This is a genomic window from Helicobacter pullorum (genome assembly GCF_900638355.1).
GTDB lineage: Bacteria > Campylobacterota > Campylobacteria > Campylobacterales > Helicobacteraceae > Helicobacter_D > Helicobacter_D pullorum.
Window position 1 is genome coordinate 591,341 of the sequence record NZ_LR134509.1, and the last position, 13,345, is coordinate 604,685.

The following is a 13,345-nucleotide window of genomic DNA, read 5'->3' on the forward strand; positions in this document are numbered from 1 at the left end:
ATGGAATATCCCTTATGTGAAAATTAAATTTTTGAATTATATAAAAAGTATAGTGAAGTTGCAAGGTTTTTGGCGGTTTTATTGTAGAAATTATGGCAGGTTTTGATGATTTGGGGAAATTAATATTTAATTATATTAATAATAAGCATTATTATAATTATTTTTTAAGAATTTTTATTTTAAACTCTCGCAAAAATTAGTTTAATAGGAGTTTAGATTATGGAAAAAATCGGTTTATTTTATGGTAGTGATAGTGGAAATACTCAAAAAGTAGCAGAAAAGATTGCACAAAAATTGCAGAATGTAGAAATTTTTGATGTAGCTAAGGCAAATAAAGAGGAATTAAAAGGGTTTAAAAATCTTATTTTGGCTACACCTACTTATGGAAGTGGAGATATACAGGGAGATTGGGAGGATTTTCTAAGTTCTCTAAAAGAAGAAGATTTTGATGGGAAAGTAGTTGCATTAGTGGGGCTTGGTGATCAAGATACCTATGGTGATACATTTTGTAATGGGCTTTATGAGATTTATAAATTACTAAAAAATGCAAAAATCATTGGGCAAACTAGCACAAAGGGCTATGAATATGAAGATTCGGATTCTGTGGTAGATGGTAAATTTGTGGGATTAATCTTAGATGAGGATAATCAAGAGGATTTGACAGAGCAAAGGATTCAAGAATGGTGCGAGGAAATCAAAGGGCAATTTGCTTAATTGAGGCAAATGCCCTCTTAGGCTTATTGTTTGGAATTAATATGGATAAGCACACCCTCTAAAATTGCATCAATATCTCCATCCAAAATCGCTTCAACATTGCTATAAGCGATATTGGAGCGTAAATCTTTAATTTGCTGATAAGGTGCAAGCACATAAGAGCGGATTTGATGTCCCCAGCCAATCTCACTTTTGTCATCATTGGAGGTTTGCTCATTGCGTTTTTGTGCTTCAAGTTCATAGAGTTTGGATTTTAGCATTTTTAATGCAGTTGCTTTGTTTTTGTGTTGGCTTCTATCATTTTGGCATTGCACTACTATTCCTGTTGGGATATGGGTAATACGGATTGCAGATTCTGTTTTGTTGATATGTTGTCCCCCAGCACCGCTAGCACGATAAGTATCAATGCGTAAATCTTTTTCTTCAATTTCAATTTCAATATTATCGTCAATTTCGGGTGTTACTTGCACGGATGCAAAGCTTGTGTGCCTTTTGGCATTAGAATCAAAAGGCGAGATTCGCACAAGCCTGTGTATTCCATTTTCGACTTTAGCATAACCATAAGCATTTTCGCCCTTGATAATGAAGCTTGCATCTTTGATTCCTGCTTCATCGCCTTCTTGATAATCCAAAAGCTCTACTTTAAAACCTCTTCTTTCTGCCCATCTTAGATACATACGATAAAGCATACTTGCCCAATCTTGAGATTCTGTCCCCCCAGCTCCGGGAGTGATAGTGAAAATTGCATTATTAGAATCTAGCTCATCGCTCAACATGACTTCAATTTCAGCTTTTTTAATCTGCTCTTCTAGGGAATTTGCTTCGCTAAAAAGCTCATTTAGAGTTTGCTCATCATCGCTTGAAATCTCAAAAAGCTCTTTTGCGTCATTTAATGCAAGATTAGCTTCTTGGAATTTTTCTAGTTGCCTCTCACAGCGTTTTTTTTCTTTTTGATATTCCCCTGCTTTTTTGGAATCTTCCCAAAATTCTTTTTGTTGCTCTAGGGTTTCAATCTCTTTTATTCTAGCTTCAAGTTTGCTTGGTTGCATAATTTTTTCAATATTTTGTCGCTTTATTTCTAGCTCTTTGAGTAATTCTCCATATTCATAACTATCCAAGTTTTATTCCTTTATTTTATAAAATTCTTTTGCAAATGCCTTGATTTCTTCGATAACTTGTGTGGTATTTTGGTGGTAAATCACACTTTTAAAAGATTCTTTTTTATACACTTTATCATAATATTCTACAAGCAAAATTTCCGCAACTTTTTGTAAATCTCTTCGCAAAAAGGCTTCTTGTGCTTCTTGCCAAAATTGTTTTTTCATAAAAGGTGCTATTTTTTGCATAGAATTTTTGAAAAAATCTTGTGAAATTTTACCATATTGTGCAACGATTCTTTGGATTCTTTGTTCTAGGGGCGAGAGTATTAGGATTTTGGGTGCATTGTGGTAGGATTGATAAAGTGGGCTTGGCAAAATTAAATTTCCAAGTTTTTTGCTTTCTCCCTCTACTAAAACAAAAGGGGAATTTGTGAGAGATTTTAGGCGTTCAAATAATAGGTTTTGAAACATTTTAACACTGGGTTGCATTCCATAAATCCCACCAAAACTTGAACCTAAATGTCTGGCAATCCCCTCAATATCCAAAGAATCATCAAAGGCGTGGATTATTTCACTTTTGCCGCTGCCTGTTGGTCCTATGAGTGTGATGAAATTGTGGTTTGGCTTATCTTGTAGTGTTTGGGTTACTTCTGTGCGATAGGATTTGTAGCCACCTTTTAAAACAACTACGCGATAACCGATATTTTTTAGGACGATTCCAAAAGAGTTGCTTCGCATTCCGCCTCTAGCACAATAAATGCCAAAAGGGCGGGCTGGAGTGATTTGATGTTTTAAATTTAAGAGGTGGTGAGAGATATTTTTGCAAACAAAACTTGCTCCAAGGATTTTGGCATTAAAAGAATCTTTTTTGTAAAGTGTGCCAATTTGTTGGAATTCCTCATCATTTAAAACAGGGAAGTTTATAGCATTGGGGATATGAGAGTGTTCGTATTCTTTGGGTGAGCGAACATCAATGATAGTGGAAAATTTTTGTGCAAGAAAGTCATCAATGGGTAGGGTTTGATTCAAAGTTAATATCCTTCATAAAATAAATTAGAGTATTGTACAAAAATACTTTATAATTATAATTTTAAAAAAAAAATATAGTTTTTAAAATTAAGTTAATATTTAAGTTTGTATAATTCCAACTGCAATTTTAACAGCAAAAAGGATAAATATGGAAAAAATTTATAAGGTAGAGATTATTACGCGTTCTGAAAAGCTGAATATTTTAAAAGATTCGCTTTCTCAAAAAGGAATCAAGGGAATGACAGTTAGCAATGTAATGGGAGCAGGGAATCAAAAAGGCAAAACTGAAGTGTATCGGGGGAATGAAATGACGATTGATTTGCTGCCAAAAGTAAGAGTGGAGATTTTGAGCAAAGAAAGTATGGTAAATGAGATTGTAGAAGTGGCTAAAAAGTGCCTCAATACCGGAAATGTTGGAGATGGAAAGATTATTATTTTGCCTGTGTCTAATGTGATTAGGATTCGCACTAATGAAGAGGGGACAGAGGCTATTTAGAGCATTAAAATATGTAGGGAGAGAAGATGAAAAAAGTTTTGTTGTTTTTGTTTTTTTGTGTTTTTGGATTTGGTGCTGAAAATGAAGTATCCGCAGTAGATACTTTGTTTTTGATTGCTTGTAGTGGATTGGTTTTGTTGATGACACCTGCTTTGGGTATGTTTTATTCTGGAATGGTCAATAGAAACAATGTGCTAAGCACGACAATTAATAGCATTATGCTTTATGCGCTTGTAGCGATTCAATGGGTGATTGTGGGCTATACTTTGGCTTTTGGCGATGATATTGGATTGGTCATTGGAAATTTGAATCATATATTTTTGGTAGGTATTGAGGGAGAAAGTATTGGAATGATTAGTGAGAATCTTTTTGTATTTTTTCAAATGCTTTTTGCGGTGATTGGAGCAGCGATTATTACGGGTTCTTTTGCGGAGAGAATGCGTTTTGGGGTGTTGTTGATTTTTATTTTGTGTTGGAGTACTTTTGTGTATGATATTTTGGCACATTGGGTATGGGGTGGAGGCTGGCTTATGAAAATAGGCTCTTTGGATTTTGCAGGCGGTGGAGTTGTGCATATTGCAGCAGGAGTGGCTGGGCTTGTAGGGTGCATAATGCTTGGAAAAAGAAGGTATGCAAAAGGGATTATGCCACATAATTTGCCCCTTTCATTTATTGGTGCAGTTTTTCTTTGGATTGGTTGGCTTGGATTTAACACAGGTAGTGCTTTGAGTGTTAATTCTGTTGCGGTTAATGCGTTTTTGACAACTAACTTTGCTGTTGTTGGGGCAATGTTATCTTGGATGATGATTGAATGGGTGAAATTTGGAAAACCAACATTGCTTGGTAGCATTACAGGGATTGTTGCCGGGCTTGTTTCTATCACGCCATCAGCGGGCTTTGTTACTCCATTTGTGGCGGTGTTGATTGGATTTTTGGCTTCCCCTATTTGCTTTTTTGCGATTAGTTATTTGAAGTCTAAATTTGGCTATGATGATACTTTGGATGCTTTTGGATTGCATGGAGTAGGCGGAATTTGGGGAGGAATTGCCACAGGGCTTTTTGCTACAAGTTCGGTTAATGGCATTGTAAGCAAAGAAGCAGCAAGTGAAGGATTGTTTTATAGTGGAGACTTTGCTTTGCTTGGAGTGCAGATAGTGGCAATTTTGGCTTGTTTTGTTTTATCGGCTATAACAAGTTTTGTGATTTTGAAAGTTATTTCATTTTTTAGTCCGCTTAGAGTGGAGGAAGTGCAAGAGGTTAATGGTTTGGATCAATCTTTGCATGGAGAAATTGCTTATAGATAATAAAAGTTATAGGCAATTTTCTTTTTGGAGAATGCTTTTGATAAGCTTTATTTTGGAGTTCAAAACATAGTTTTTAATGGTATCTCCTGATGGCTTATTAGCTTGGGAGATTATCCACTCTTGTGGTGAGTAATCTTGGAGTGCATAAAAGATTTTGAATATGAGTTTAAGAGGGAGAGAGGGGATTTTATAATCGCTGATTCTTCCTTTTTGGTCGGCATAAAAAAGCTTAATTTGTGCTTTTAGGAGCATTTTATCTTTATTAAAACTTTCAAAGAAATGAAGAATCTTGTTTGGACGCATTTGGGACAAATGGGAAATTTTAATGTGATTGGCGATTAATATTAGCATTTGTTTTTTGATGTTTTTTGGAATTTGCATATCGATTAAGGATTCTACGATTTTTGGGTTATCATGCCCATTGGAGTTACCAAAATGACGATAAGTATAGGGTTTTGCAATATCATGATAGAGGGCTGCGAGTTTGAGAAGTGTTGAATTTGAACAAAGCAATTTTAAAACCTCCATTGTATGGACAAAAACTGAGGATTCAAGATGATAGAGGCTGCCTTCTTTGAGTGTTGTAAGTGCATAAATAGAAGGAAAAATTTCCTCTAAAACCCCGAGTTCAAAAAGGGTTTCAAAAAATAAATAAGAGTTTTTGTAAGAAAGGGCGGTTATGGTTTCTTGGTAGATTCGATTGGGTTCTAAAAATTTCAATTCTTTTTTCATGGTGTAGATGAGGGCTTTTGTGCTTGGGTGGATTTTCCACTTAATGCCTAATTTGGCTCTAAACCTTGCAATCCTTAAAACTCTCAAAGGGTCTTCGCAGAAAGCTTGTGAGGTATGGCGTAGGATTTTGTTTTGTAAATCTTTTTTGCCATTAAAGGGATCAATGATATGATGGGTTTGTAAATCTAATGCCATAGAATTAATGGTTAAATCACGCCTTTTTAGATCTTGTGTGAGGGTGATATTTTTGGTTTGATAACTAAAGCCATTATAGCCATTTGCGGTTTTGGTTTCTGTCCTTGCAAGGGCGATTTGAGTGTGAGAATCTATTAAAAAAACAGGAAATATTTTTCCAACTTTTGGATAATTGATGAAATCTTTTTCATCAGAGCCTACTGCAACATAATCTTTATCTTTTGTGGGGAAACCTAGTAGATAATCTCTTATTGCCCCACCTACTAAATAAATTTTTTTAATAGAGTCCGTATTTGCCATCAATTCTTTTGTAAATAACACGCATTTTGGAATCTTTATCATTAAAAACAAAGAATTGCTGGGAGCTGCTTTTTAGCCTTTCTAGTGCGTCTTCTATATCTAGTGGTTTATGTAAGTCTAAATCCATTGGGACAATCTCATCTTCTTGATTAGAGGCAGTTGCTTCATTGCGCAAAATCTCTGCTGCCATAATTTCTTCGCTTGGTATGGCTTGTTTGTAGTTTATTTTATCATGGTATCGACGCAAAATCTTGTGCATACGAGAAAAAGCTAAATCAGCTGCTGCATATAAATCTTTGTCTTTTTGGCTAATAACTACGGTGTTTGCTTTTGCAATGGAGATAGTAATATCAATTATATAAGAGCGTTTTTTCTTTTCTTTGCCCTTTTTTTCTTGGTATGAGATAACCACTCGTGTGCTTAAAATGTCTAAGTTGTATTTTTCTAAACTCTGACTAAGGCGTAAAATGTAATCTTTAATAGAATCTGTTAATTCAAGATGGCGTGAAGTGATTGTAACATTCATTGTCTCTCCTTTTCTTTTATTGTAGCATAAATAAGTTTTTAAAGAGCATTTTGCATACTTTTAATGAGGAGATTTTTATCAAAAGAAATATCCAGCGATTCCATAAAAATTTCAAAAGCAAGGATTGCTTGGTTGATAAGCATATTTTTGCCATCTTGGAATGGAATGTGTAGATTCTTAGCAAGTTGCAAAAAAGGCGTTTGGATACCATAAACCAAATCAAATGCAAGTTGAGAGCTTTTTAAAATGGAAGTAAGTTTTGTTTTATCTAGCGGTAGAGAGTCATTAGTTAGCCCAGAAGGAGTTGTGTTGATAATGATGTCATAGGATTCTTTTTGGGTGAAATTTTCATAAGTTGAGGTGTGAAAACCAAGCTTGATAAAGGTATCAAGTCTAGCTTGTGAGCGGTTTAGAATGGTAGTGTGGATTCCTTTTTCTTGCAAAATGCAAGCAACCGCTTTTGCAGAACCGCCAGCACCCAAAATCAAAGCATTTTTTAAAGGGTATTTTTCTATACATTGATAAAATCCGAGTGCATCGGTGTTGTAGCCAAAAATTTGATTATCTTTAAAAAGGATAGTATTTACTGCTTTGATTTGTTGTGCTATTCCAAAAACTTTTGTGCAGTGCAAGAAAGCTGTCTCTTTGAAAGGAATTGTGATATTTGCCCCTTTTAGGTGGAGGGCTTTGAGGCAAAGAAAATCTTTTGAATCTTCTAAGCAGTAACGCCCATAAAAACCATTGATTTTTAGTGCTTTAAAAGCAGTGTTGTGCAAAATAGGTGAGAGGGAATGGGAGATTGGATTACCTATGACTGCAAATTGCATTATTAAATCTCTTTGAGGAATCTACGCATAACCCAACCATTTTTTTGAGAGGAGGGATTAATATCTTGGAATCTCACCCAATCGCCCTTTGTCTCTAAAATTTCTATGCTATCATCGGGAGTTAAAGTGCCTAAAACATTGCTGGTTGTATTTGGTTCTTGACGAATATTGAGGCGAGGGACTTTGGAAGTGTAGTATTGAGGTATATGAATATCTAGTGTAATCTCTTCCATATCGTGAATTATCGGTGTTTTGGGGAGGATTTTTGTATAATTTTTTAGGACCCAACCCAAAGTATTATTGTTTTGAGCAGCACCAATTAAGAGCCATTCTCCATTGTCTTCTAAGATTACAGCTTGCATATTAGAGGTTAATTTGCCTATTATAGGTGAGGTTGTATTTGGTTCTTGACGAATATTGAGGGCTCTCACTTTTGTTGTAATATAGGTTTTTGTATTTTGTGTAGGCGTTTCTTGTTTGGTGGGAATAGGTTTTTGGGGAATAGGGTTTTCGTTTTTTTGTGTTTGAGTATTTTGCTGTGGTTGCAATGGTGCAACAAATTCATTTTGCATAGATTCTGCTTCTGTGATAGGCTGGGTAGAAACAATTTCTTGTTTTCTTAATATTTCAAATACAGAATAATAGATGATAAATACCAACAAAAGCACAAAGATAGGAATGGGGTAAATTTTGAAAAAGCGTTTTATGCTATCTAGCATATAATCAAATCCTTTTGATAATTTATAAATAATGTTTAATTATACCAAAAAAATAGCATTAAACAAAAATTACTTTGTTATTCCCTTCTTTTAATTCCCCAAAAATATAACCACCTGATTCTTTTGCCACTAAATCTGCATTTTCTTGAGAGCAAACAAGCACCATTCCTACACCCATATTGAAAGTTCTGTATTTATCGGATTCTTCGGTGTATTTGGAAAGTAGATTAAAAATAGGTGGAGTTTGAATTTTGCATTCTTCTATCATTGCATCAATGTTGCTTGGCAAACATCTAGGGAGGTTTTCAATAAGCCCACCGCCTGTAATATGAGCTAAGGCATTGATTTTGTCTTGAAGTTTTTTGAAGGTTTGAACATAGATTTTTGTAGGCGTTAAAAGTGTTTCAATGAGTGGCTTTCCTTCAAAAATACTTTCTAAGTCGATATTGTTTTGGGTAAGAATCTTGCGAACTAAAGAATAACCATTAGAGTGGATTCCGCTACTTGGAAGTGCAATGAGGACATCTCCAACTTTAGCTTGACTTCCTCTTTGGATAATTTCTTTTTCTCCAATTCCAACTGCAAATCCCGCAAGGTCAAAATCTTCTTTTTCATACATTCCCGGCATTTCTGCAGTTTCTCCGCCAATGAGAGCACATTGTGCTTCTAGGCAACCTTGAGTGATTCCTTTGATAACTTCTAAAGCCTTTGTTTTATCTAGCTTGCCTGTGGCATAATAATCTAAGAAAAATAATGGAGTAGCGAAGTTGCAAATAAGGTCATTGACACACATAGCAACTAAATCAATCCCCACACCATTTAAGATTCCATAATCAATGGCTAAGCGAAGTTTTGTCCCTACACCATCAGTAGCAGCTAAAATCACTGGTTCTTTATATCCACTAGGAAGTGCATAAGCACCGCTAAAGGAGCCAATCCCACCTAATACATTAGCATTAAAAGTGGATTTAACAAGTCCTTTGAGGTTTTCAACCAGTGCATTTCCCTCTGCAATATCTACGCCCGAATCTTTGTAATTAAGCTTTTGCATAAAAACTTCCCAAGTTAAAATAATTTGAAATCATACAAAAATATAACTTAAAGCTTTAAATAAAATAATGATGTGTTATTGAAAAATCTTGCAATAATGCAGTGGAGATTTTGTTAATGATTCTGTGATTGTTGATTTGTTTTGCGGTATTTCAAAGTCGTTGTGTTTGCAATGATAAAAGTGACTTGATTTAATATTTTTAAGTAACGATTTACTATAATTTACAAATTTGAAATGAAACTTAAAAAGGGCAAGTAAATGATAGACAAATTAGCGGGGGGGGGGGCAAGTAACCCACTAGATAATACAAACATTACAGAAGCAACCATTCCCAATAAAACTACTATTTTTATGGTTTGTGATGAGAAATACGATTTTGCTTTAGCAAATATGATTATTGGGCTTAAGCGATACAATGAAGATTTAATTGATAAAATCTATGTAATGTATGATGGGATTGATGAGGAAACTAGAGGAAAAATACAAAGCATTTGGCAAGATAAAATCATCTTTGAAAGATATAGCAATGAGGATTTTTTGAGGGATATTCAAGATGATGAAGTAGTTAAGAATGCTGTTTTTACCAAAAGATATTCCAAACTTATCTATTGTAAATACTATATTTTTGATATTTTAAGGAGAGCTAGAACTAATAGTGCCGTTTTCCTTGATGTTGATATGCTTTGTTTGGATTCTTTGCAAGAGTTAATTAAGCAAGATGATGTGGATTATTTGGGGGCTTATTTGTTTGAGAGAGCTTTCACTAAGGAGTATTTGGAAAAATATAGAGGCAAAAAGGTTGATGGAGTACAAGGGCATAATGCAGGCGTTTATTGTGTTTTTAAAAGAATCTTTGACAAAGCCCCAGCAAATCTTACTCAAGAATGTTTTGAAATGCTGATTGATTTTTGTGCAAAAGGAGGGAAATTATCAATTGATGAAGCAGTCATTGGTATGATAGCCACATTTTATGATTTTTCTTTTAGGGACGCTAGGGATTTGGGCTATAATGTTATCCCTTGGCATGATACATGTGAAGCAATACCACTTAAACTTGTCCATACATGTGAAAATACGAAATTTTGGAGTAATCCTGCTAGTTTGTATGTTTTTAGTGAATGGGAGTTGAATCATAAAATTTGGATTAAGAAATATGGTGGAAAAGATACGATAAATCTGCAAAATATTTCCTTTCAGAAATTGAAAAATAAAGGTCAAGTGTGGCATTTTCTCAATACTTTTGAAGTAAAACAACAAATTGCAAATGTATTGGTTTTGCTTTTTTATAATTTAAATTTAAGATTTAGAATTGAATACAGAGAGACAATGTTTGTAATCTCATGTGATAACATAAACTTTGGAGTAATATTTCCTCAAATATTTAGTAGATTGATTTTTGAAATATGCCCTACAAAACCCATGCAAATATCCTATAAACTTCAGAATTTATTAGGGCAATATGGATTTTTCATTACGAATAATACCTTGCAAAAAACTTATGAACAAAATCAGTACAATACCTTCCTTAGTGAAACAACAAGCGTTTTAAATGCTTTTTGTAGTGAAAAAATTCTTATTAATCCTTATAATACTCAACAAGTCTTAGAAGCTAAGAGTTATGGGAATTGTGTGCAAAATGATTTGCCAAAACGGATTAAGGATTTAGAGTTTAAGTTATAAGGTGGCAGTTTTGTGATGGGTTTATTTTTGATTTGCATGGATATTTTAGCAAGGCTAGGGTATAATCTAATATAAAATTTAGCCACAAAGGATATAGTATGCAAAAACCCTATTTTAAGCAATTCCCAGATAGCAATGGATATTTTGGTAAGTTTGGCGGAAGCTTTGTCCCAGAGCCGATAGCAAAGGCTATGAAAGAGATTGAGCAAGCATATAATTTAATCGCACAAAATAGTGATTTTATCGCCGAGTTGCGAAAAATTCGCAAGCATTTCCAAGGTCGCCCCACACCTATTTATTTCGCACACAATCTCACGAGAGAATACGGCGGTGCGGGAATCTATCTCAAACGCGAGGATTTAAACCACACGGGAGCACACAAGCTTAATCATTGTATGGGTGAGGCACTACTGGCAAAATTTATGGGCAAAAAGAAATTAATTGCCGAGACAGGTGCGGGACAGCATGGAGTGGCTTTGGCGACTGCAGCAGCGTATTTTGGATTGGAATGCGAGATTCATATGGGGGAAGTAGATATTGCCAAAGAGCGTCCAAATGTCGTGAGAATGAAGATTTTGGGTGCAAAAGTCGTGAGTGTGAGTGCGGGAGCAAAGACGCTAAAAGAAGCGGTGGATTCGGCATTTGAGGCGTATTTGAGTGACCCGGTTAATAGTATTTACGCCATTGGTTCGGTGGTGGGACCTCACCCCTTTCCTAAGATGGTTCGGGATTTTCAGGCTGTTGTGGGCTTTGAATCTAGAGAGCAGTTTTTGGAAATGACAGGAGAGCTGCCCGATATTGTCGCCGCGTGTGTAGGCGGTGGAAGCAATGCGATGGGGATTTTTAGCGGATTTATCGATGATGCGGTGGAGCTTGTGGGAGTGGAGCCTTTGGGGCGTGGAAGTAGCTTAGGAGAGCATGCTGCAAGCCTTAGCTATGGGAGTGAAGGTGTAATGCATGGGTTTAATAGCATTATGCTAAAAGATTCTAGTGGAGAGCCTGCAGCGGTGCATAGCGTGGCAAGTGGGCTTGACTATCCGAGTGTAGGACCAGAACATGCGTATTTGCATAGTATCGGACGCACCAAAGTCGCAGCTATCAATGATAAAGAGGCGATTAATGCGTTTTTTGAACTTAGCAAAAAAGAGGGCATAATCCCAGCTATTGAATCTAGCCATGCCCTAGCTTATGCACTCAAAATTGCCCCAGAGCTAAAGGGCAAAAAAATCCTTGTCAATCTTAGCGGTAGAGGCGATAAAGATATTGATTTTGTAGTAGAAAAATATGGATATGGGGAGTGATTAGTATTTTTCTTTGGCGCGAAAAATCGCTTCTTTAATAGCATTCATATAACTTTTGGAATCGGCTTTGTTTTGATAAGCAATGTCAAAGGCGGTTCCATGATCCACAGAGGTGCGTATAATTGGGAGGTTTAGAGTTAGGTTAATGCTTTCTTTGAAATAAAGTGTTTTGAGAGGGATTAATCCTTGGTCATGATACATTGCGACATAATATTTTAGGTGTTTTCCTATAAAGGCAGTATCAGGGACAAGTGGTCCTATAAAAATTTGTTTTTTGAAATTAGAATTGGCATAATCTATGGCATTTTTTATCATTTTTTCTTCATTGCCTAAAACTCCAAAATCTCCAGCATGTGGATTAAGCCCTAAAACTCCACAAGGTGTTTTGTGAATATGTGGAGCAAGAGCCAAAAGAAAAGAGGCTAGAGATTCTTGGGAAATTTTTGGGGGAACTTTTTTGAGCGGTATATGATCTGTAAAAAGTGCTACATAGAGTTTGGGTGAGCCTAGCATCATAATGGCTTCTTTTTTGAAAATATCCCTAAAGGCTTCAGTATGCCCCGCATAAGGGATATTTGCAAGCTGCCATGCTTTTTTGTGGATAGGGAGGGTAACAAGTGCTTTTGAATTTTTTTCTTGGGTGAGTTTGATGGCTAAAAGAAAGCTTGCATAAGAGTAAGCGCCGCTTTGTGGGGTAATCTGTGCGGGAGTGATGTTTGGAATCTCAACATTTGGGGAAATGCAAAGAATATCTTTTGGCATTTTTAAGCAAAGAAGTTTAGCGGCTTTTTGGAGCAAGGGTTTGTCAATGCAATAAATGGGGGTGCAAAGCTTAGAAATTTTTTTGTGATTTTTTAGCAAGATTTCTAATCCCACCCCATTGATGTCTCCAACGCTAATGGCAATTTTCATTAATAGCAAGAACCTTTAGTTTCAAGTATGTATTTTATGTCGGTATTAATGGCACTTGGTGCTTGGAATAAAATTTCAAAATCAAGAGTTTCTTGTTTTTTGAGAGGTTGTTTATAAGTTTCTCTATGGGTAAAAATAGGCTTAATTTTATATTTAATAAGCTTGAATTTATCTGTATTTTGTGGGATAAAATTGGTAGAAATAACACAGCCTTTTAAATCAAAATAGCCGATGTTTTTAATGGTGCCTTTAATGTAATAAGTATCATCATATTGAAGTTTGTCGTTATTAGAGAGAGTAAGCTCGATTTTTTTGAGATGAGATTCCATAATATATTGGTAAATAAAGGGGGAAGCCACAAAGAAAGCCCCACTAATAAAAAGCATTAAAAAGCCTAGAATAAGGTTAAAACGCAATATGATACTCAAGAGAAAAAAAAGCAAAATAACTAGAAAAATT

Annotated in this window: 14 protein-coding genes; 5 read left to right on the top strand and 9 right to left on the bottom strand. The window is 35.4% G+C overall.

Annotation, left to right across the window (positions count from 1 at the left end; translation table 11 throughout):
• Nucleotides 1-219: 219 nt before the first annotated feature.
• Nucleotides 220-714 (top strand): flavodoxin, encoded by a 495-nt coding sequence (locus EL247_RS03020; RefSeq protein WP_005023386.1) that lies wholly within the window; start codon nucleotides 220-222, stop codon nucleotides 712-714.
• Between the two features lie 23 nt (nucleotides 715-737).
• On the opposite strand, the gene prfB is transcribed toward EL247_RS03020, so the two are convergent.
• Both prfB and mnmH read right to left on the bottom strand, forming a co-directional pair.
• The gene (prfB, locus tag EL247_RS03025) at nucleotides 738-1,832 is read right to left on the bottom strand and encodes a peptide chain release factor 2 (RefSeq protein WP_005023383.1); all 1,095 of its coding nucleotides are present in this window, start codon (nucleotides 1,830-1,832) and stop codon (nucleotides 738-740) included.
• 3 nt (nucleotides 1,833-1,835) lie between these two features.
• Nucleotides 1,836-2,843 (bottom strand): tRNA 2-selenouridine(34) synthase MnmH, encoded by a 1,008-nt coding sequence (gene mnmH, locus EL247_RS03030; protein WP_126441975.1) that lies wholly within the window; start codon nucleotides 2,841-2,843, stop codon nucleotides 1,836-1,838.
• A gap of 148 nt (nucleotides 2,844-2,991) precedes the next feature.
• On the opposite strand from mnmH, the gene EL247_RS03035 reads away from it, so the two are divergent.
• Entirely contained in the window at nucleotides 2,992-3,339 is a 348-nt protein-coding gene (locus EL247_RS03035) for a P-II family nitrogen regulator (RefSeq protein ID WP_005023379.1), read from the top strand.
• Nucleotides 3,340-3,365: 26 nt separating this feature from the next.
• Nucleotides 3,366-4,643: an ammonium transporter gene (locus EL247_RS03040; protein WP_126441976.1), complete on the top strand. Its 1,278-nt coding sequence runs from the start codon at nucleotides 3,366-3,368 to the stop codon at nucleotides 4,641-4,643.
• Between the two features lie 6 nt (nucleotides 4,644-4,649).
• Here EL247_RS03040 and EL247_RS03045 read toward each other — a convergent pair whose 3' ends face one another.
• Genes EL247_RS03045 through purM form a run of 5 tightly spaced genes read right to left on the bottom strand, consistent with a single transcriptional unit; the run spans nucleotide 4,650 to nucleotide 8,993 of the window.
• Nucleotides 4,650-5,912, bottom strand: coding sequence for a polynucleotide adenylyltransferase (locus EL247_RS03045; RefSeq protein WP_408609796.1), 1,263 nt, complete (start codon nucleotides 5,910-5,912; stop codon nucleotides 4,650-4,652).
• The gene (gene hpf / locus EL247_RS03050) at nucleotides 5,848-6,396 is read right to left on the bottom strand and encodes a ribosome hibernation-promoting factor, HPF/YfiA family (RefSeq protein ID WP_126441978.1); all 549 of its coding nucleotides are present in this window, start codon (nucleotides 6,394-6,396) and stop codon (nucleotides 5,848-5,850) included. The genes EL247_RS03045 and hpf overlap by 65 nt, the downstream gene beginning before the upstream one ends.
• Before the next feature lie 38 nt (nucleotides 6,397-6,434).
• The gene (locus tag EL247_RS03055) at nucleotides 6,435-7,223 is read right to left on the bottom strand and encodes a shikimate dehydrogenase (RefSeq protein ID WP_065838161.1); all 789 of its coding nucleotides are present in this window, start codon (nucleotides 7,221-7,223) and stop codon (nucleotides 6,435-6,437) included.
• A 2-nt stretch (nucleotides 7,224-7,225) separates the two neighbouring features.
• Complete coding sequence (locus EL247_RS03060; RefSeq protein ID WP_065827001.1) at nucleotides 7,226-7,942, bottom strand: SH3 domain-containing protein; 717 nt, start codon at nucleotides 7,940-7,942, stop codon at nucleotides 7,226-7,228.
• Nucleotides 7,943-8,000: 58 nt separating this feature from the next.
• Nucleotides 8,001-8,993, bottom strand: a complete 993-nt coding sequence (gene purM / locus EL247_RS03065) for a phosphoribosylformylglycinamidine cyclo-ligase (RefSeq protein WP_126441979.1) — start codon at nucleotides 8,991-8,993, stop codon at nucleotides 8,001-8,003.
• A 258-nt stretch (nucleotides 8,994-9,251) separates the two neighbouring features.
• Here purM and EL247_RS03070 point away from each other — a divergent pair, with 258 nt between their 5' ends.
• Nucleotides 9,252-10,673, top strand: coding sequence for a glycosyltransferase (locus EL247_RS03070; RefSeq protein ID WP_126441980.1), 1,422 nt, complete (start codon nucleotides 9,252-9,254; stop codon nucleotides 10,671-10,673).
• Between the two features lie 98 nt (nucleotides 10,674-10,771).
• Nucleotides 10,772-11,974 (top strand): tryptophan synthase subunit beta, encoded by a 1,203-nt coding sequence (gene trpB / locus EL247_RS03075; protein ID WP_126441981.1) that lies wholly within the window; start codon nucleotides 10,772-10,774, stop codon nucleotides 11,972-11,974.
• Here the strand turns inward: trpB and pdxA are convergent, their stop codons facing one another.
• Entirely contained in the window at nucleotides 11,975-12,886 is a 912-nt protein-coding gene (gene pdxA, locus EL247_RS03080) for a 4-hydroxythreonine-4-phosphate dehydrogenase (RefSeq protein WP_126441982.1), read from the bottom strand.
• Nucleotides 12,886-13,272, bottom strand: a complete 387-nt coding sequence (locus EL247_RS03085) for a DUF2393 family protein (RefSeq protein WP_232019779.1) — start codon at nucleotides 13,270-13,272, stop codon at nucleotides 12,886-12,888. Before EL247_RS03085 ends, pdxA begins: the two co-directional genes overlap by 1 nt.
• Between the last annotated feature and the right edge of the window lie 73 nt (nucleotides 13,273-13,345).